The 18,174-nt window shown below is 57.6% G+C and carries 22 protein-coding genes; 3 read left to right on the top strand and 19 right to left on the bottom strand.

All coding sequences use genetic code 11. The features are described from left to right. The 9 genes from tuf to fkpA all read right to left on the bottom strand — a co-directional run. On the bottom strand, positions 1-828 hold an 828-nt coding region (tuf, locus tag WFN61_RS17885; protein ID WP_337039012.1), incomplete at its 3' end, for an elongation factor Tu. Positions 829-898: 70 nt separating this feature from the next. Beyond that, positions 899-3,013, bottom strand: a complete 2,115-nt coding sequence (gene fusA / locus WFN61_RS17880; RefSeq protein WP_144818084.1) for an elongation factor G — start codon at positions 3,011-3,013, stop codon at positions 899-901. 93 nt (positions 3,014-3,106) lie between these two features. Continuing rightward, positions 3,107-3,577: a 30S ribosomal protein S7 gene (rpsG, locus tag WFN61_RS17875; protein ID WP_004106370.1), complete on the bottom strand. Its 471-nt coding sequence runs from the start codon at positions 3,575-3,577 to the stop codon at positions 3,107-3,109. 95 nt (positions 3,578-3,672) lie between these two features. Next, positions 3,673-4,047, bottom strand: a complete 375-nt coding sequence (gene rpsL / locus WFN61_RS17870; protein WP_000246815.1) for a 30S ribosomal protein S12 — start codon at positions 4,045-4,047, stop codon at positions 3,673-3,675. Positions 4,048-4,172: 125 nt separating this feature from the next. Then, positions 4,173-4,460 carry a sulfurtransferase complex subunit TusB gene (tusB, locus tag WFN61_RS17865; RefSeq protein ID WP_337039009.1) on the bottom strand — a complete coding sequence of 96 codons (288 nt, stop codon included), beginning with the start codon at positions 4,458-4,460 and terminating at the stop codon, positions 4,173-4,175. 7 nt (positions 4,461-4,467) lie between these two features. Beyond that, the gene (gene tusC / locus WFN61_RS17860; RefSeq protein WP_144818082.1) at positions 4,468-4,827 is read right to left on the bottom strand and encodes a sulfurtransferase complex subunit TusC; all 360 of its coding nucleotides are present in this window, start codon (positions 4,825-4,827) and stop codon (positions 4,468-4,470) included. After that, the gene (tusD, locus tag WFN61_RS17855) at positions 4,827-5,213 is read right to left on the bottom strand and encodes a sulfurtransferase complex subunit TusD (RefSeq protein ID WP_337039008.1); all 387 of its coding nucleotides are present in this window, start codon (positions 5,211-5,213) and stop codon (positions 4,827-4,829) included. The genes tusC and tusD overlap by 1 nt, the downstream gene beginning before the upstream one ends. Continuing rightward, positions 5,213-5,935: a helix-turn-helix transcriptional regulator gene (locus WFN61_RS17850; protein WP_042393043.1), complete on the bottom strand. Its 723-nt coding sequence runs from the start codon at positions 5,933-5,935 to the stop codon at positions 5,213-5,215. Before WFN61_RS17850 ends, tusD begins: the two co-directional genes overlap by 1 nt. A 165-nt stretch (positions 5,936-6,100) precedes the next feature. Beyond that, entirely contained in the window at positions 6,101-6,931 is an 831-nt protein-coding gene (gene fkpA, locus WFN61_RS17845; RefSeq protein WP_144818080.1) for an FKBP-type peptidyl-prolyl cis-trans isomerase, read from the bottom strand. A 214-nt stretch (positions 6,932-7,145) separates the two neighbouring features. Here fkpA and WFN61_RS17840 point away from each other — a divergent pair, with 214 nt between their 5' ends. Further along, positions 7,146-7,364, top strand: coding sequence for a protein SlyX (locus tag WFN61_RS17840; protein WP_042393046.1), 219 nt, complete (start codon positions 7,146-7,148; stop codon positions 7,362-7,364). 61 nt (positions 7,365-7,425) lie between these two features. On the opposite strand, the gene slyD is transcribed toward WFN61_RS17840, so the two are convergent. The 4 genes from slyD to kefG form a co-directional block, all read right to left on the bottom strand. After that, positions 7,426-8,013, bottom strand: coding sequence for a peptidylprolyl isomerase (slyD, locus tag WFN61_RS17835; protein WP_042393048.1), 588 nt, complete (start codon positions 8,011-8,013; stop codon positions 7,426-7,428). Between the two features lie 94 nt (positions 8,014-8,107). Further along, positions 8,108-8,308: a YheV family putative zinc ribbon protein gene (locus WFN61_RS17830; protein WP_144818079.1), complete on the bottom strand. Its 201-nt coding sequence runs from the start codon at positions 8,306-8,308 to the stop codon at positions 8,108-8,110. Between the two features lie 12 nt (positions 8,309-8,320). After that, the gene (gene kefB, locus WFN61_RS17825; protein ID WP_337039006.1) at positions 8,321-10,129 is read right to left on the bottom strand and encodes a glutathione-regulated potassium-efflux system protein KefB; all 1,809 of its coding nucleotides are present in this window, start codon (positions 10,127-10,129) and stop codon (positions 8,321-8,323) included. Next, the gene (kefG, locus tag WFN61_RS17820) at positions 10,129-10,680 is read right to left on the bottom strand and encodes a glutathione-regulated potassium-efflux system ancillary protein KefG (protein ID WP_312273863.1); all 552 of its coding nucleotides are present in this window, start codon (positions 10,678-10,680) and stop codon (positions 10,129-10,131) included. Before kefG ends, kefB begins: the two co-directional genes overlap by 1 nt. A 139-nt stretch (positions 10,681-10,819) precedes the next feature. Here kefG and WFN61_RS17815 point away from each other — a divergent pair, with 139 nt between their 5' ends. Continuing rightward, positions 10,820-12,724 carry an ABC transporter ATP-binding protein gene (locus WFN61_RS17815; RefSeq protein WP_312174553.1) on the top strand — a complete coding sequence of 635 codons (1,905 nt, stop codon included), beginning with the start codon at positions 10,820-10,822 and terminating at the stop codon, positions 12,722-12,724. Between the two features lie 4 nt (positions 12,725-12,728). Continuing rightward, positions 12,729-13,661 (top strand): LysR family transcriptional regulator, encoded by a 933-nt coding sequence (locus WFN61_RS17810; protein WP_144818087.1) that lies wholly within the window; start codon positions 12,729-12,731, stop codon positions 13,659-13,661. Here WFN61_RS17810 and mdcH read toward each other — a convergent pair. From mdcH to mdcC, 6 genes are all read right to left on the bottom strand, one after another. After that, complete coding sequence (gene mdcH, locus WFN61_RS17805) at positions 13,651-14,547, bottom strand: malonate decarboxylase subunit epsilon (protein WP_337039005.1); 897 nt, start codon at positions 14,545-14,547, stop codon at positions 13,651-13,653. The genes WFN61_RS17810 and mdcH overlap by 11 nt on opposite strands. Then, on the bottom strand, positions 14,547-15,158 hold the full coding sequence (locus tag WFN61_RS17800; RefSeq protein WP_337039004.1) for a malonate decarboxylase holo-ACP synthase: 612 nt from the start codon (positions 15,156-15,158) through the stop codon (positions 14,547-14,549). Before WFN61_RS17800 ends, mdcH begins: the two co-directional genes overlap by 1 nt. Before the next feature lie 2 nt (positions 15,159-15,160). Then, entirely contained in the window at positions 15,161-16,120 is a 960-nt protein-coding gene (locus WFN61_RS17795; RefSeq protein WP_337039003.1) for an AEC family transporter, read from the bottom strand. Positions 16,121-16,247: 127 nt separating this feature from the next. Next, complete coding sequence (gene mdcE / locus WFN61_RS17790) at positions 16,248-17,048, bottom strand: biotin-independent malonate decarboxylase subunit gamma (RefSeq protein ID WP_257758675.1); 801 nt, start codon at positions 17,046-17,048, stop codon at positions 16,248-16,250. Further along, complete coding sequence (locus tag WFN61_RS17785; RefSeq protein ID WP_144818071.1) at positions 17,048-17,881, bottom strand: biotin-independent malonate decarboxylase subunit beta; 834 nt, start codon at positions 17,879-17,881, stop codon at positions 17,048-17,050. Before WFN61_RS17785 ends, mdcE begins: the two co-directional genes overlap by 1 nt. Continuing rightward, positions 17,874-18,173 carry a malonate decarboxylase acyl carrier protein gene (gene mdcC / locus WFN61_RS17780; RefSeq protein WP_222889383.1) on the bottom strand — a complete coding sequence of 100 codons (300 nt, stop codon included), beginning with the start codon at positions 18,171-18,173 and terminating at the stop codon, positions 17,874-17,876. The genes WFN61_RS17785 and mdcC overlap by 8 nt, the downstream gene beginning before the upstream one ends. Between the last annotated feature and the right edge of the window lies 1 nt (position 18,174).

The following is an 18,174-nucleotide window of genomic DNA, read 5'->3' as shown; positions in this document are numbered from 1 at the left end:
GCCGCAGTTCTCGCCCGCACGACCTTCGTCCAGCAGTTTGCGGAACATTTCAACGCCGGTACAGGTAGATTTCGCAGTATCTTTGATACCAACGATTTCAACTTCTTCACCAACTTTGATGATACCGCGCTCTACACGACCGGTAACAACGGTACCACGACCGGAGATGGAGAATACGTCTTCGATCGGCAGCAGGAACGGCTTGTCAATCGCACGCTCTGGTTCCGGGATGTAGGAATCCAGGTAGCCAGCCAGCTCAACGATTTTCTCTTCCCACTCAGCTTCGCCTTCCAGCGCTTTCAGCGCGGAACCACGAATGATCGGGGTGTCGTCGCCCGGGAAGTCGTACTGGGACAGAAGTTCACGCACTTCCATCTCAACCAGCTCCAGCAGCTCTTCGTCATCAACCATGTCGCATTTGTTCAGGAACACGATGATGTACGGAACGCCTACCTGACGACCCAGCAGGATGTGCTCACGGGTCTGCGGCATCGGGCCGTCAGTCGCAGCAACAACCAGGATCGCGCCGTCCATCTGCGCAGCACCGGTGATCATGTTTTTAACATAGTCGGCGTGGCCCGGGCAGTCTACGTGTGCGTAGTGGCGAGTCGGGGTGTCATACTCAACGTGAGAGGTGTTGATGGTGATACCACGAGCTTTCTCTTCCGGCGCGTTATCGATCTGGTCGAATGCACGAGCAGAACCACCGTAGGTTTTAGCCAGAACGGTAGTGATGGCAGCGGTCAGGGTAGTTTTACCGTGGTCAACGTGGCCGATAGTACCAACGTTAACGTGCGGTTTTGTACGTTCAAATTTTTCTTTAGACACGGCTATATTCCTTACTATAGTGCTCTCCCCTTCAGGAGAGAGCACGGGACTTAGATTTTAACCCTGCGGCTTATTTACCGCGGGCTTCAATTACGGCCTGAGCAACGTTGTTCGGCGCATCATCATACTTCAGGAATTCCATGGAGTAAGATGCACGACCTTTAGTCAGTGAACGCAGCTGAGTTGCATATCCGAACATTTCAGACAGCGGAACTTCAGCGTGGATCTGAACGCCAGTAGCGTTAGATTCCTGACCTTTCAGCTGACCACGACGACGGCTAAGGTCACCGATAACGTCACCGGTGTTCTCTTCCGGCGTCTCTACTTCAACCTTCATGATCGGCTCAAGCAGAACTGGTTTTGCTTTCTTAAAGCCATCTTTAAAGGCAATAGACGCAGCCAGTTTAAACGCCAGCTCAGAGGAGTCAACGTCATGGTAAGAACCGAAGTGCAGACGCACGCCCAGATCCACTACCGGGTAACCCGCCAGCGGGCCAGCTTTCAGCTGTTCCTGGATGCCTTTATCAACGGCTGGGATGTATTCGCCAGGAATTACACCACCCTTGATGTCGTTGATGAACTCGTAACCTTTCGGGTTAGAGCCCGGCTCCAGCGGGTACATGTCGATAACAACATGACCGTACTGACCACGACCACCAGACTGCTTGGCGTGTTTGCCTTCGATATCGGTAACTTTTGCGCGAATCGCTTCACGGTAAGCAACCTGAGGTTTACCGACGTTCGCTTCAACGTTGAATTCACGCTTCATACGGTCAACGATGATGTCGAGGTGCAGCTCACCCATGCCCGCGATGATAGTCTGGTTAGACTCTTCGTCAGTCCAAACGCGGAATGACGGGTCTTCTTTAGCCAGACGACCCAGAGCCAGACCCATTTTTTCCTGGTCAGCTTTGGTTTTCGGCTCAACGGCGATAGAGATTACCGGCTCAGGGAACTCCATACGCTCCAGAATGATCGGGTGATCCGGGTTACACAGGGTGTCACCGGTGATCACGTCTTTCAGACCGATTGCTGCAGCGATGTCGCCTGCGCGAACTTCTTTGATCTCTTCACGTTTGTTAGCGTGCATCTGAACGATACGACCGAAACGCTCACGTGCAGATTTCACGGAGTTCAGTACGGTATCACCAGAGTTAACCACACCGGAGTACACACGGAAGAAGGTCAGGTTACCTACGAACGGGTCGGTAGCGATTTTGAACGCCAGCGCCGCGAACGGCTCGTCATCACTTGCGTGACGCTCAGCCGGGGTATCTTTACCGTCATCCAGCATGCCGTTGATCGCCGGTACGTCGATCGGAGATGGCAGGTAATCAATTACCGCATCCAGCATCGCCTGAACACCTTTGTTCTTAAATGCAGAACCACAGGTTACCAGGATGATTTCGTTGTTCAGAACGCGCTGACGCAGAGCCGTTTTGATCTCTTCTTCAGTCAGTTCTTCACCGCCCAGGTATTTCTCCATCAGCTCTTCAGAAGCTTCAGCAGCGGATTCGATCAGGTTCTGGTGCCATTCTTCAGCCAGATCCTGCATGTCAGCCGGGATATCTTCGTATTCGAAGGTAACGCCCTGGTCGGCATCGTTCCAGTTGATGGCTTTCATTTTCACCAGGTCAACAACACCGGTGAAACCTTCTTCAGCACCAATCGCCAGCTGCAGCGGAACCGGGTTCGCGCCAAGACGGGATTTGATCTGACCAACAACTTTCAGGAAGTTCGCACCCATACGGTCCATTTTGTTAACGAACGCGATACGTGGAACTTTATATTTGTTTGCCTGACGCCATACGGTTTCAGACTGCGGCTGAACACCACCAACTGCGCAGTAAACCATTACCGCACCGTCAAGAACACGCATGGAACGTTCTACTTCGATGGTGAAGTCAACGTGGCCCGGGGTGTCGATGATGTTTACGCGATGCGGTTCATACTGCTTCGCCATACCAGACCAGAATGCAGTGGTCGCTGCGGAGGTGATGGTGATACCACGCTCCTGCTCCTGCTCCATCCAGTCCATAGTTGCCGCGCCGTCGTGTACTTCACCGATTTTGTGGTTTACACCGGTGTAGAACAGGATACGTTCGGTAGTAGTGGTTTTACCGGCGTCGATGTGCGCACTGATACCGATGTTACGGTAGCGTGCAATGGGTGTTGTACGAGCCATTTGATTCCTCTATTGCCTTAGCGTTCAAGTTATGTAGCCCAAAGCGGGCAGCTTACATAAAGCGCCCGCTTGGTGACTATTACTCCGAAGGGATTACCAACGGTAGTGGGCGAACGCTTTGTTGGCTTCTGCCATACGGTGAACGTCTTCACGTTTCTTAACTGCAGTACCTTTGTTGTCTGCAGCATCAGAAAGTTCGTTCGCCAGGCGCAGAGCCATGGATTTATCACCGCGTTTACGAGCAGCTTCAACGATCCAACGCATTGCCAGAGCATTACGACGAACCGGACGAACTTCAACTGGAACCTGATAAGTAGAACCACCAACGCGGCGAGACTTAACTTCTACAGTCGGGCGCACGTTGTCGAGAGCGACTTCGAAAGCTTCCAGTTCATTTTTACCAGAGCGCTGAGCCAGGGTCTCAAGAGCACTGTATACGATTGCTTCTGCAGTAGATTTTTTACCATCTACCATCAGGATATTTACAAATTTAGCCAGCAGTTCTGATCCGAACTTAGGATCCGGCAGGATTTTACGCTGACCAATGACGCGACGACGTGGCATGGAAATACTCCGTTGTTAATTCAGGATTGTCCAAAACTCAAAGAGTTTAGTTTGACATTAATTTAAAACGTTTGGCCTTACTTAACGGAGAACCATTAAGCCTTAGGACGCTTCACGCCGTACTTGGAGCGAGCCTGCTTACGGTCTTTAACGCCTGAGCAGTCAAGTGCACCACGAACGGTGTGGTAACGAACACCCGGAAGGTCTTTAACACGACCGCCACGGATCAGGATCACGGAGTGCTCCTGCAGGTTGTGACCTTCACCACCGATGTAGGAGGTAACTTCGAAACCGTTAGTCAGACGCACACGGCAAACTTTACGCAGTGCGGAGTTCGGTTTCTTAGGAGTGGTGGTATATACACGAGTACATACACCACGTTTCTGCGGGCAGGCTTCCAGCGCAGGCACGTTGCTTTTCGCAACTTTGCGTGCACGTGGTTTGCGTACCAGCTGGTTAACTGTTGCCATTAAATAGCTCCTGGTTTTAGCTTTTGCTTCGTAAACACGTAATAAAACGCCCTCATACAATATGAGGACGCGGAATTTTAGGGCTGTGCTCAAAAGGTGTCAAGAAATATACAGCGGATCTCACACTACCAGGCGATCTGAGCAGCGTGTTTTACCGTCAGGCTAACGAAATCAGTATAGCTAACCAGGACGATTCTGTTCGAAATTTGACCAGAAAGAGCGCGGGCATCAACGTCTTCCTGTAGAGCATGAACTGTTATGGGGGCAGCCAGCAGTAAATCAAGGTAGTGACTTCCCACCACCGCCGCCGTAACGCCATCAGAGAGCAGCAGCAGGTCATCCCCCTCCTGCAACGTGCGCATCAGCGTAGCCATGTCGCACTGCCAGGGAGAGTAACGAAGAGTATGCAGCATAACAGCCTCAAAACGTCATAACGACGTCATAGCGATGTAGACACTCGCGCAGCGCTTCAGGTTCCAGCGGCTGGGCATTGAGAATAAAAGAGTGTGAGGCGCTCAGCCCGCGCTCGCGCAGCGAGGCCGCGCACAGCCAGAGCTGCTCGATATCGTAGAGCGGTAGCACCTTAAAGGTAGCGATATAGTCGCGGGCGAGGATATCGCCAGGGCGCTGGTTAGCCAGCAGCTGAAAAACGCCATCGCCAAGGAAAAAGACGCCAATCTCCTCAGTCAGGGCCGACATTGCCAGCAGCGCATCCAGCCCTTCCCGTCCGGCAGATGAGCCGTGCGGTGCGGAGTTAAACACAAATGCCACGCTTTTCATCAGAACTGCACCACGCGATCGCAGGTTAACGCCGCCTCGGCCAGCGCGCCTAAGCCGCTGAGGGTAAAGCCCGGCTGAAGGTTGGCAGCGGGTAAGCCAGCACGCTGCGCTTCGCTCTCGTCGGTTACGCCACGCCGCAGCGCTGCCGCAACGCAGATATGCAGCTCGACCTGATGATCAAGGTGCAGCCCCTGCCAGGCCCGAACCAGATTGAACTCGTCGCTTGCTGGGGCGGTAAGCTGGTTGGCGTTATAGACCCCTTCGCGGTAGAAAAAGACGCTCGCCAGCTCGTGACCCGCTGCCAGCAGTGCCTGAGCAAACTGCCATGCGGTGCTGGCCTGCTGCGTGCCGTAGGCAGGCCCCGTCACCATTAAGGCAAAACGCATTACTTATCCTGCCCCTGGAAGTCGCCGCTCTTGAACTGGCGAATGTAGAGGTAGACCGTATGCTTGGAGATATTCAACCTATCGGCCACCTGGTTAATCGCATCTTTAATATCAAAAATGCCTTTTTCGTAGAGGTTCAGCACGATTTGCCGGTTCTTCGCATTGTTAGAGACGTTCCGGTCGGCGTTCACCTCTTCGATGGTGAACTCCAGGGTCTGCATCACCAGATCGTCCACTGAGGAGGCAAAGTTCACGGCGGAGCCGACGTCCGGCGTCTCCGGCGGAATAAAGGTGTTCATAATTTGCGAGAAGGGAACATCAAGGTTCATGTTGATGCACAGCAGACCAATGACCCGGTGCTCGCGATTGCGGATGGCAATCGTGACCGACTTCATCAGCACGCCGCTTTTGGCACGGGTGAAGTAGCACTTCGAGACGCTGCTGTCTGCGCCCGTCATGTCGTGCAGCATGCGCAGGGCAAGATCGGTAATCGGCGAGCCAATCTTACGCCCGGTGTGTTCACCGTTAGCAATACGAATGGCGGAGCATTTGAGATCCTGCAAGGAGTGCAAGACGATTTCACAGTGGGCACCAATGAGCATCGCTAACCCATCGACCACCGCTTCGTAGGATTTCAGGATATCGAAGTCGGTCTGATCAAAAGGCCGTTGATCCAGCAGATCGAGCTCGCTGGTTTCGTTGGTTAATAGCGACCTGGACATGAAAAAAAACACTCCTTTTCAGGAGCCTGTCGTTATGTTTTCAGGGCAGGCTCATCATTTACAGGGACATCTAAATTAATACAGCGGCCATAGCGCTGCCAGTGTTAATTATACCTGCCCTGTAATAAAAAACCGCCGCCTGATTAGGCGGCGGCTGTCAGCGTATTACTTTTTATCCGCAGCGGCAGGTTGCTCTGCCGGTGCTGCCGCTTCCGGCTTCGGCTGCGCATCCGCTTTCGGTGCCGGTTTGATATCCAGCAGCTCTACGTCGAAGACCAGCGTAGAGTTAGCCGGGATACCCGGAACGCCGGTTTTACCGTAGGCCAGCGCCGGTGGGATCACCAGCTTGATTTTGCCGCCTTTCTTGATGTTTTTCAGGCCTTCGGTCCAGCCTGGGATCACACCATCGAGGCGGAAGGAGAGCGGTTCGCCACGGGTGTAGGAGTTATCAAACTCTTTACCGTCGATCAGCGTACCTTTGTAGTTAACCACCACGGTATCGCTATCTTTCGGTGCATCGCCGGTCCCCTCTTTCTCTACTTTGTAGAGCAGGCCGGTAGAAGACGTTTTCACATCCTTCTCTTTAGCAAAGGTATCGCGGAAGGCTTTGCCTTTGGTTTCGTTCTCAGTCGCGTCCTTCTCCATCTTCTCCTGAGCGGCACCCTTCACGCGTGCTTCAAAGGCCTGCAGAGTCTGCTCAATCTCCTGGTCAGAGAGCTTGCTCTTGTTGGCAAAGGCGTCCTGAACGCCGGCGATCAGCTGAGCCTGGTCCAGCTTGATGCCCAGTTTTTCCTGTTCTTTCAGGGAGTTTTCCATATAACGACCCAGTGACGCGCCCAGCGCATAGGCTGATTTTTGGTCGTCGTTTTTGAATGCCGCTTTGCTGTCGGTGGTTGCCGGGGCTTTAGCCGGAGCGTCAGCAGCAAAAGAAAGAGGTGCATTCAGCGCAACGGCCATCGTGGTCGCCAGCAGCGTGACTTTAAACAGTGATTTCATCCATATCTCCAGGGCCGGGGGCAAATTGCTCCAGGGTTTGCGTATTTGAAAAACGTACTATAAATCGTTGTGGGAGAAATCTATATAACGACATTCCCGATTGTTGCCTCTTTTGAGACTATTTTTGTTTAAATTAGTTTCTTAAGGATGTCAGGTAGGCTGCGCAGCCGCGTAAAGTTGCGTAGAATCCGGGCTAAAACAGATGAGGTGAAACATGCAGAATATGACGCTGGAAGCGCGGCTGGCAGAGCTGGAGAGCCGTCTGGCTTTTCAGGAGATTACGATCGAGGAGCTTAACCAGACGGTCACCGCCCACGAGCTGGAGATGGCGAAGCTGCGGGACCTGATGCGCCTCGTTACCGAAAAGCTGAAAGCCAGCCAGCCTTCACACATGGCCTCTCAGTCAGAAGAGACGCCGCCGCCCCACTATTGATTTTTAAAACGCGAGGCGTAAAAAAAGCGGGGATATCCCCGCTTTTTGAAAGACGAAGTCTTTAGTGGCAGCCGCAACCGCCGTTGCCACAACCACCTTTACCATGACCGTGGTCATGATCGTGGCCGTGACCACCGCAGCAACCGTCGCCGTGTTCATGGTCGTGACCATGATCGTGGCCGTGCGGGCCGTGAACGTGGCCGTGGGCCAGCTCTTCTTCGGTCGCTTCACGAATGGCAACGACTTCAACGTTGAACTTCAGGTTCTGGCCAGCCAGCATGTGGTTACCGTCAACCACGACGTGGTCATCTTCCACTTCGGTGATCTCAACCGGCACCGGACCCTGGTCAGTTTCAGCCAGGAAGCGCATGCCTACCTGCAGTTCGTCAACGCCCATGAAGACGTCTTTCGGTACGCGCTGCACCAGGTTCTCGTCGTACTGACCGTAAGCGTCATTTGCGCCCACCGCCACGTCAAATTTGTCGCCAGGTTCGTGACCTTCCAGCGCGGACTCCAGACCAGAGATCAGGGAGCCGTGACCGTGCAGGTAGTCCAGCGGCGCACTTACCGGAGACTCATCAACCAACACACCGTCTTCTGTACGTACCTGATAGGCCAGGCTGACCACCAGGTCTTTTGCTACTTTCATGATATCTCCTGAGCGTGGGTAAATTGCTGGCGCAGATTGTAACGGAATTCTGCCCCTGTGTACCCTTAAGCTTAAAAAAAGCTAGGGCATATCGCTAGTCCGGATGAAAAATCCCGATAACTTGCTCTTCTTTGCGAACGTGCTCACGGGCCTCTTTATCCGCCTCGCGCATCTGGTGGCCGCACTTAACGCACTCAACAATATCGACATTATTTTCGCGCCACATCGCCAGCGTATCCTGGGCCTGACAGGCTGGGCACCTGGCACCCGCGATAAAACGTTTACGTATCGCCATACTTTTTACCCTCTATTCAAACTCGTCCCAGCCATCCGGCTGCCGGCGCTCATGCTGCATTTCACGCTGGAAAATCTCTTCCAGCTCGCGCCGCGCCTCCCGGACGCGGGAGATCTGCTGTGTATCAGTATGCACCACCGGCATCAGTTCGCGCAGCATCCGCATATCAAGTCGACGGAAATGCAGCTGTGCTCGCTGCGCCTGGTGAGGATGCATGCCCAGCGAGACCAGCGCCTTGCGCCCCAGCTCCAGCGCGCTGGAGAAGGTCTCACGGGAGAACTGTGTCACCCCCGCCTGAAGCAGTTCGTGCGCCTCAAAACGTCCCCGCGCCCGGGCAAGAATGGCCAGGTGTGGGAAATGCTGCTGGCAAATGGCGACCAGCTTCATGGTGTCTTCCGGCTCGTTGCAGGTGATGACGATCGATTCCGCCGCCTCTGCGCCCGCCGAACGCAGCAGCTCCACCTGAGTCGCGTCGCCGTAGTAGACCTTATAGCCATATTTCCGCATCAGGTTCACCACGCTGATATCGCGCTCCAGCACGGTGATGCGCATCTTGTTGGCCATCAGCAGGCGACCAATCACCTGGCCGAAGCGGCCAAAGCCAACAATGATGACCTGCGGCTTGTCATCTTCAACCCACTGGGCTTCCCCCTCCTCTTCCGGGCTGTTGAAGCGCCGGGAGAGTCCCTTATCAATGCCTTTCATCAGCAGCGGCGTGGTCATCATCGACAGGGTGACCGTGACCAGCAGCAGCGCCATCTGATCGTTATGGAACAGCTTCTGCGAGGAGGCGGTAGAGAAGAGCACGAAGGCAAACTCACCGCCCTGACTGAGCACGCCGGCGAACTGCATCCGCTCCGAGCTTCGCAGGCCATAGAGGCGCGCCAGCAGATAGAGCACCGTGGTTTTGACCGCCACCAGAGTGGCGACTGCCGCGATAACCCACGGCAGATGGGTATAGAGCACGCCCAGGTTAAGCGCCATCCCCACGGAGATAAAGAACAGCCCCAGCAGCAGGCCTTTGAACGGATCGATGGCCGATTCCAGCTCGTGGCGGTACTCGCTCTCTGCCAGCAGCACCCCGGCGATAAAGGTACCGAGGGCCATCGACAGCCCCAGCGCGTCCATAAAGAGCGCCGAGCCGAGCACCAGCAGCAGCGTGGCGGCGGTAAACACCTCCCGCACTCCGGAGGCGGCAATAAAGCGGAACACCGGGCGCAGCAGATAGCGACCGCCTAGCAGCATCCCGGCAAAGGCGATCACCTTCATGCCGATCTTGATCCAGTCGAAGTGGTCATCGCCGCTGCCCGCCAGCAGCGGCACCAGCGCCAGGGCCGGGATCACCGCCAGATCCTGGAACAACAGCACCGAGAATCCCAGCTGTCCCGCCTCGCTGCGGTTCATCCCCTTGTCGCGCATAAGCTGGAGCGCCATCGCGGTGGAGGACATCGCGAGACCAATGCCGCCAATCACCGCCGCCTGCCAGGCAAAGTCGGTCAGCATCAGCAGCCCGGCAAGGATCGCGGCGCTGAGCAGCACCTGCGCCGCCCCGACGCCAAAGATCGACTGCCGTAGCTGCCACAGCTTCGATGGGTTGAGTTCCAGGCCGATGATAAACATCAGAAACACGACGCCCATTTCAGAGAAGTGGAGGATCTCATCAACGTCGCTGATAAATCCTAGCCCCCATGGGCCGATGGCAATACCTGCCAGCAGATAGCCCAGCACGGCACCAATGCCCAGCCGGGCAGCCAGCGGCACGGCGACTACGGCGGCAAATAGAAACAGTACGCCCGCCAGCAGCAGATCGGTTCCGTCCATTAGCGACCTCCCGTCGCGGTGGGTGATGCCAGCCAGTCGCCGTAGGCCTTAGCATGGCTGGCCAGTTCCTCTTTCGGCTGGCGGCGTGCCCAGTAGACGATAAACGGCGTCATCCACTGCATGTGGCACATGGCTGCCGTCAGCTCAAAGGGACGCAGGATATCGCTAAGCGGATAGCGGTTGAGACCGTCGTAGCGGTAGGCGCTCTCCGGCTCGCCAGTGGTGACCACGCAACGCCAGCGCTTGCCTGCCAGCTGGTTGCCTCCCGGTCCGCTGGCGAAGCCGCGGGTGAGAACGCGATCCAGCCACTCTTTAAGCAGCGCCGGACAGCTATAGGTGTAGAGGGGATACTGAAAAACGATAACGTCGTGCTCGCGCAGCAGCGCCTGCTCGCGAGGGATATCGATAAAAAAATCTGGATAGTGCGCATAGAGATCGTGCACTGTCACGTTGTTGAGTTGCATTGCCGGCTTAAGCAGGACCCGGTTAGCTACCGAGTCCTGGGATTCCGGATGGGCATACAGCAGCAGCACTCTGGCTGTCTGGGACATCGCTCCCCTCCCGGTGATGTTTTAATGATTTTGTGTATCGCTGTCGTTTCGGGCTACCATTGCGCCCCGGTGCGGCATTATAGGCGCACTCCACATTATCATAATGACAAATTAACATAGTCGGAACATACGGCGCTCTATGATTGTTTTCTCCTCACTACAAATTCGTCGCGGCGTGCGTGTCCTGCTGGATAACGCCACCGCCACCATCAATCCCGGCCAGAAAGTCGGGCTGGTGGGTAAAAATGGCTGCGGGAAATCGACCCTGCTGGCGCTGCTAAAAAACGAGCTTACCGCCGACGGCGGCAGCTTCACCTACCCTGCCAACTGGCAACTGGCGTGGGTGAATCAGGAGACCCCGGCCCTCAACGAGCCCGCCATCGACTATGTTATTGATGGCGATCGCGAGTATCGTCAGCTGGAGGCCCAGCTCAACGACGCTAACGAGCGTAACGACGGCCATGCCATCGCTACCGTGCACGGCAAACTCGACGCCATTGACGCCTGGACCATCCGCTCCCGCGCCGCCAGCCTGCTGCACGGACTGGGCTTCTCTACCGAGCAGCTTGAACGCCCGGTAAGCGACTTCTCCGGTGGCTGGCGTATGCGTCTCAACCTTGCCCAGGCGCTGGTCTGCCGCTCGGATCTGCTCCTGCTCGATGAGCCCACCAACCACCTCGATCTCGATGCGGTGATCTGGCTGGAGCGCTGGCTGAAGAGCTATCAGGGTACGCTGATCCTCATCTCTCACGACCGTGACTTTCTCGATCCGGTGGTGGATAAAATCATCCATATCGAACAGCAGAGTATGTTCGAGTATACCGGCAACTACAGCTCGTTTGAGCGCCAGCGCGCCACCCGTCTGGCGCAGCAGCAGGCTACCTACGAGAGCCAGCAGCAGCGCGTAGCGCATTTGCAAAGCTTTATCGACCGCTTCAAAGCCAAGGCCAGCAAGGCCAAACAGGCCCAGAGCCGGGTGAAGATGCTGGAGCGCATGGAGCTGATCGCCCCGGCGCACGTGGATAACCCCTTCCACTTCAGCTTCCGCGCGCCAGAGAGCCTGCCCAACCCGCTGCTGAAGATGGAGAAGGTGAGCGCGGGCTACGGCGATCGCACCATTCTTAACTCCATCAAGCTCAACCTTGTGCCGGGCTCGCGTATTGGTCTGCTGGGACGTAACGGCGCGGGTAAATCGACGCTGATCAAGCTGCTGGCGGGCGAGCTTGCTCCTACCGGCGGCGATATTGGCCTCGCGAAAGGCATTAAGCTCGGCTACTTCGCCCAGCACCAGCTGGAGTTCCTGCGAGCGGATGAGTCGCCACTGCAGCATATGGCGCGCCTTGCGCCGCAGGAAGCGGAGCAGAAGCTGCGGGACTACCTGGGCGGCTTTGGCTTCCAGGGCGATAAGGTCACCGAGAACACCGAGCGTTTCTCCGGCGGTGAAAAGGCCCGGCTGGTGCTGGCCCTGATCGTCTGGCAGCGTCCTAACCTGCTGCTCCTCGATGAGCCAACTAACCACCTGGATCTCGACATGCGCCAGGCACTGACCGAAGCGCTGATCGAGTTCGAAGGCGCACTGGTGGTGGTGTCGCACGATCGTCACCTGATCCGCTCCACCACCGACGATCTCTACCTGGTCCACGACGGCAAAGTTGAGCCGTTCGACGGCGATCTGGAGGATTACCAGCAGTGGTTGAGCGACGTGCAGAAGCAGGAGAATCAGCCTGCCGAGGCGGCGAAAGAGAACGGTAACAGCGCCCAGGCGCGGAAAGACCAGAAGCGTCGGGAAGCTGAGCTGCGCACCCAGACTCAGCCGCTGCGCAAAGAGATCGCCCGTCTGGAGAAAGAGATGGAGAAGCTCAACGCCCAGCTGGCGAAGGCCGAAGAGAAGCTTGGCGACAGCGGCCTGTACGATCAGAGCCGCAAGGCCGAGCTGACCGAGTGCCTGCAGGCCCAGGCGAGCGCGAAGTCGGGTCTGGAGGCGTGTGAGATGGCATGGCTTGAAGCACAGGAGCAGCTTGAAGGCATGCTGCAAAGCGAGTAACGCCATGGACATCGCCAGCGACATCACCTTTCGCAAGCTGACCATCTTCATGACCTTTATGGAGAAGGGCAACATCGCCCGCACCGCCGAGGCGCTGGAGATCAGCGGCGTCAGCGTTCACCGGGCGCTGCACACCCTGGAGGAGAGCGTCCGCTGCCCGCTGTTTGTGCACAAGGGACGCAACCTGCTGGCGCTGCCCGCCGCCTGGACGCTGCTGGAGTATTGCCAGGAGGTGACGCAGCTGATGGCCCGCGGCCTTGAGGAGACGCGCAAAACGGCGGGCGTCGGCCAGGGTCGGCTCCGGGTAGGCACGCTCTACTCGCTCACCCTGGAGACGGTGCCGCGCCTGATCATGGGGATGAAGCTGCGACGGCCGGAGCTGGAGATTAACCTGACGATGGGCTCCAACGACATGCTGCTGCAAAAGCTGGAGGATGGCGAGCTGGATGCGATCCTCATCTCGCTCTCTGAGCACCAGGTTGATCTGGCTCAGTTCGAAGTGCTACCCCTGTTTCACGATGACATCTTTCTTGCCGCACCGGCCTCCGCTACGCTGAATAGTGACGAGCTGGCGGATCTACGCGACTACCGCCAGCAGAAGTTTGTCTCGCTGGCAGAGGGATTTGCGACCTACGCCGGGTTTCAGGACGCGTTTCACATCGCTGGCTTTGAGCCTGAGATCGTTACCCGTGTGAATGATATCTTCTCGATGCTTAGCCTGGTGCAGGCCGGGGTAGGCTTTACCCTGATGCCGGGGCGGATGAAAAAGGTGTATGAGAGCTCGGTACAGCTGCTGAAGTTAGCCGAGCCGTACCAGATGCAGCAGCAGATTGGCATTGTCTTTGCCCGCAGCCGCGAGCACGATCCCAATCTGCTGGCGCTGGCCGCCGAAGGACGCATGTACGCCCGTAGCCTGGAACAGAACGTTACGCCCTGAGACGCTTCGCCAAATGGGCGACAACGTCCACGCCGCTGCGCTCAAGCGAGATCGCTTCCCCTTCCCACGCGGCCTGACGGGTCAGGCAGGTCAGAATGCCACCCGGTGGCATCTCAATGGCCAGCCGCGCCTCGCGCTCATTGGCGGCAATCACCGCCTCCTGCCAGCGCACCGTTCGCGCCATGTTCATTGCCAGATCGTCTGCAATGCGCTCTGGCTGCCACAGCACGCGGGCGCTACTGCCGCTAAGATAGGCGCAGCGGGGACGAGAGAGCGTTACCCCGGTAAAGGCCTGCGCCAGCTTCTGCGCAGGGGCATTAAGCAGCGCGCAGTGCGACGGCACGCTTACCGCCAGACGCTGGGCTTTCGTTGCCCCCAACGCCTGCGCCTGCTGCGCCACCTGGGCCATATCTTCATCGCGCCCGGCGATTACGATCTGCGTCTCGGCATTGAGATTGGCTATGTACGTGCCGCTGCCCGCTACCAGCGCCTCCACCTGCGTCAGGGTCAGGCCCATGATCGCCGTCAGGCCATAACCGTGCGGGTAGGCCTGCTCCATCAGATCGCCGCGCAGTGCCACCAGGCTTAACGCATCTTTAAACGCCAGCGCCCCGGCGATGACGGCCGCAGGGTATGCGCCAATCGACAAGCCGCTGACCAGATCCGGCTCAATGCCGCGACGCTGCATCGCGCGCGCCCAGGCAACGCCGGCAATCAGCAGAGAGAGCTGCACCGCGCGGGTATGCTTTAGCGCCTCCGGGCTGTCGAGAGTATCGATCTCCGCGCCCAATACTTCACGCGCTTCGGCCATCTCGTGACCCGGCAGATTTTGCAGCATGCCAGGGCGCTGGGTCCCCTGTCCGGGAAAGGTAAACAGAATTTTCATTAATCCTCCCTGTGCCAGGGATCGCTGACCAGACGCGGGCCCCGGCTGGTTTTAAGCAAGACGCGCCCGTCGCGCAGCCACTCGTTGAGGGCAAAGCCACCGATTGGGGTATCCACCTGGGTATCTACCCGACACAGGGCATGCATCAACGGCGCCTGCCAGCGGAGCAATAGCTCGCGGGAGAGCGGCTGCGGAGCGCGGATCAGCAGGTCAAGATCGCTGCTGGCGTGGATCACCGGAATACCGGTGGCCAGCGCATAGCCGCTGCTGCCGGTGATGCCCCAGACCCACGGCCACGTCTGCTGAGCAAGCTGCAATGCCACCTGTACCGGCGGCTGCGAGATAAACGGCGAGCGCAGCAGATCGTTACTGTCTACCAGCTGTTCTGGGGAGACCACACGTACTACCTGCGTCGCGTCGGTCCAGCCTGCCGCGCGCTGGTCGCGGCGAAGACCGCGCACCCCAACCGGGATGCGCTCTCCGTCCATGTCACGCCGCACCACCACCGGTAATCCTGGGTGCCATACCGTCTCTACCCAGGGTTCACCAACCCCATCGAGAGCCTCGCGGTTTTTCAGCCAGATAAGATCGTGGGGGCGCAGCGTGGTCATGGTTACATTCCTGAAGTCAGCGAGATAAACAGCGGTAGCGACAGGATACACAGCAGCGAGCTTAACAGCAGCACGGCTTCTGCATCCGGGGACTGCACGCCAAAGCGGTTACCAAACACCACGCCGAAGAAGCCCGCTGAGAGTGCAATCATCAGAATGGCGGTGATCGCCACGGAGCCGGAGAGGCCAAGAGCCAGCACGATACCCCAGGCAATCGCGGGCTGGATCAGCAGTTTGGCGATGGTTGAGGTGATCACCATGGTGTTAATTTGCAGCTTCCGTGCGGAGAGGATCACCCCGGTCAGGAACAGCGCAGCGGCGGTAGCAGCCAGACCCAGCGGTTTGATCGCCGCCAGCACCAGCTCCGGCATGCGAATGCCGATAGCGGACAAGATCACCCCCAGCAGCGGTCCCATGACAATTGGTTTTTTAATCGAGCGCCACATCAGTACCGGCAGCATGGAGAGCGTAGAGCCGCTGTTGTTGCCTTCGGCACGCGCTTTTTCGCGTTCAAGGATCAGCAGGCAGAACGGCGTCATCAGCACGGAGCCGCAGGCGATAGAGACCGCCACGGAGAGCGAGGTAGAAGAACTTTCACCCAGCACGCTGCCCAGAATCGGCAGGCCCAGCGCGGCGTAGTTCGGCAGCGCAACGGTCAGCGTGAGCACGGCGGCATCCTGCGGCGACTTTATAAAGACTTTTGTCGCCAGGAAGTAGATCGCGGCGTAGGTGATCCACATCGCCAGGGTCAGGACCAGAATCAGCGGCGACTGGGCGACGATGCCGGTCCACGGGGTCTGCACGGTGGCGCTAAACAGCGCGGCGGGCAGGGCAAAATCCATCACGAAAATATTGAGCAGGGAAACATTTTTATTATCAACCATCTTTGCTTTGCCGGCCCAGAATCCCAGCAGCATGATGACGAAAATCGGTGCGAGAGCATGAACAATTACGTAAGTCATAAAAAATCACCTGTGGTTAAAAGTTTTAGCACTGGCGCGATGATTATTATTTTTTCAGGGCGTCGTTCTCCTCGCGGGCGCAGCGAATGCGCCCACGGGGACTTACCTCTGGCAGGTCTCTCTTTTCTTACCAGCTCGCTTTCATGCGCTCGCGCACAAGAAGAGAGCTATGACGGTTGTCAGCCCCGAGACGGTTTTTCAGCGTCCGGTCCTGACGAGCATCATGGATGGCCTGTTGCAGGGCGCTGTGCACCTGCGCCAGGTCGTTATCGGTTGGGGCGTCGGGATTGCTGATATCCAGCAGGTCAGCCAGTAGCCCGAGGGTGGCGTAGTTGCTGATGTCGTAGGCCATCGGCGGAATCGTTGCCGCCAGCTTCTCCAGCGCCTCGACGGTACGCAGCGTAATACGTGCCGCAGACGCTTTACCCATCGCATGGATCAGCACGCCCTTGTCGTTAAAGGCGATCAGCCGGTTGGCCTGGTAGCCGTGGGCCAGAAACGCGCCGGACATGGCTTTACCGACGATCAAACCAATCACCGGATGTCCTGCCAGCCGTGCGTTCGCATAGGCCGCAGCGGCCCCGGCCAGCGCCTGATGGATACCAAACGCCTCTTCACGCCGGCCATAGGCCTGGCTAGGCACGTCGATCACCGCCACAATCGGGCGCTTAACATCGTTGTCAGCATCCAGGGCGATGGTTTCACTCACTACCTTCGCCAGAGTCCACCCCTCCAGCAGCCCCACTTCGCCTTGAGCGGCGCGAGGATAGTGGTTGTGGGCATCCGGAACCACGGTAATGAAGCGCACAGGTTCCCCGTTAAGCTCGCCATCAGCGGCCTGAACAGAGGGACACAGCCCCGCCAGACGTTTGGCGTTGGGGACCAGGGTTTCCAGCCATAGTTCGCCGCGGCTAATTGAGTTACTCATTATTTATCCTCCCGGGCAAAGAGCGCTTTAATCTGTTCTGCATCAGCCTGCTTAGTGGTATCGAAACGGCTCAGGCGATCCAGATACCAGGCGTAGTTGTCGGTACGGTGCTTAGCCGGTACGCCTTTGGCGATGAAGTCATTCATCGCGCCTTTTACGGCGTTGATGCCGTCGCCGACCAGGGCATCCACCAGCCCGCTCTGATAGCGCACCTCACCACCGGTCATGCTCCAGATAAACGGCCGGTCGCGGGAGTCGTACTCGGCAATGCCCGCCTCCTGCTCAATCACTTGCGGACCGTTAAGGCCGAGGCGCGCCTCGCGGGTGACGATCAGGTAGCTACAGAGCGCAGCGGCAATGGACATGCCGCCGAAGCAGCCCACCGTACCGGCCACGATGCCGATAACCGGGGTGTAACGACGCAGATCGACAATCGCCGCATGGATATCGGCAATCGCCGCCAGGCCGAGGTTGGCCTCTTGTAAACGCACCCCGCCGGTCTCCAGACACAGTACGGCCTGGGTGGGAATGCCGTTGCGGTTGTCTTCCGCCGCCAGCTCTAACGCTGCCGCCATCTTCGCACCAGAAACCTCGCCCATGCTGCCGCCCTGGAAGGTGCCTTCGATAGCCACGACCACGGCGGGTTGGCCATTGATGGTGCCTTTAGCAACCACCATGCCGTCGTCGGCCTGCGGCACGATGCCCTGCGGCCCCAACCACGGTGAGATAATGCCTTCGAACGGATCCAGCAGCTCGCGGAAGCTGCCCTCATCCAGCAGCGCCTGCGCACGCTGGCGCGCTTTCAGTTCGATAAAACTGCGATCGTCACGCATGGCTTACCCCCTCAAAGACCTGTTCGATACGAATGCGTGCCACGCCCGGCGTTGCGCCAAAGTCATGGATCACCAGCTTGCCGGCAGGCAGCTCGCTTACCATGCCAAGGCGGTTAAACAGCGCTTCCCAGCGGGCGCGGCTGTTGTCCACGGAGGTGGTGATATCAATAGTGAGCGTTTCGCCCGGCGCGGCGGTGAATAACACCTCCATATCGCCGGATCCGACAACGCCTGCCAGCGCTTTGCCGCTTAGCGTGCGGCTGGCGGGCACAGAGATTGTGATCTGTTCCATA

The sequence above is a fragment of the Pseudescherichia sp. AS216 genome (assembly GCF_037152055.1).
Taxonomy (GTDB): Bacteria; Pseudomonadota; Gammaproteobacteria; order Enterobacterales; family Enterobacteriaceae; genus Pseudescherichia.
The sequence above is the reverse complement of the archived record's forward strand: the minus strand, read 5'-3'. Positions and strand labels throughout refer to the sequence as shown.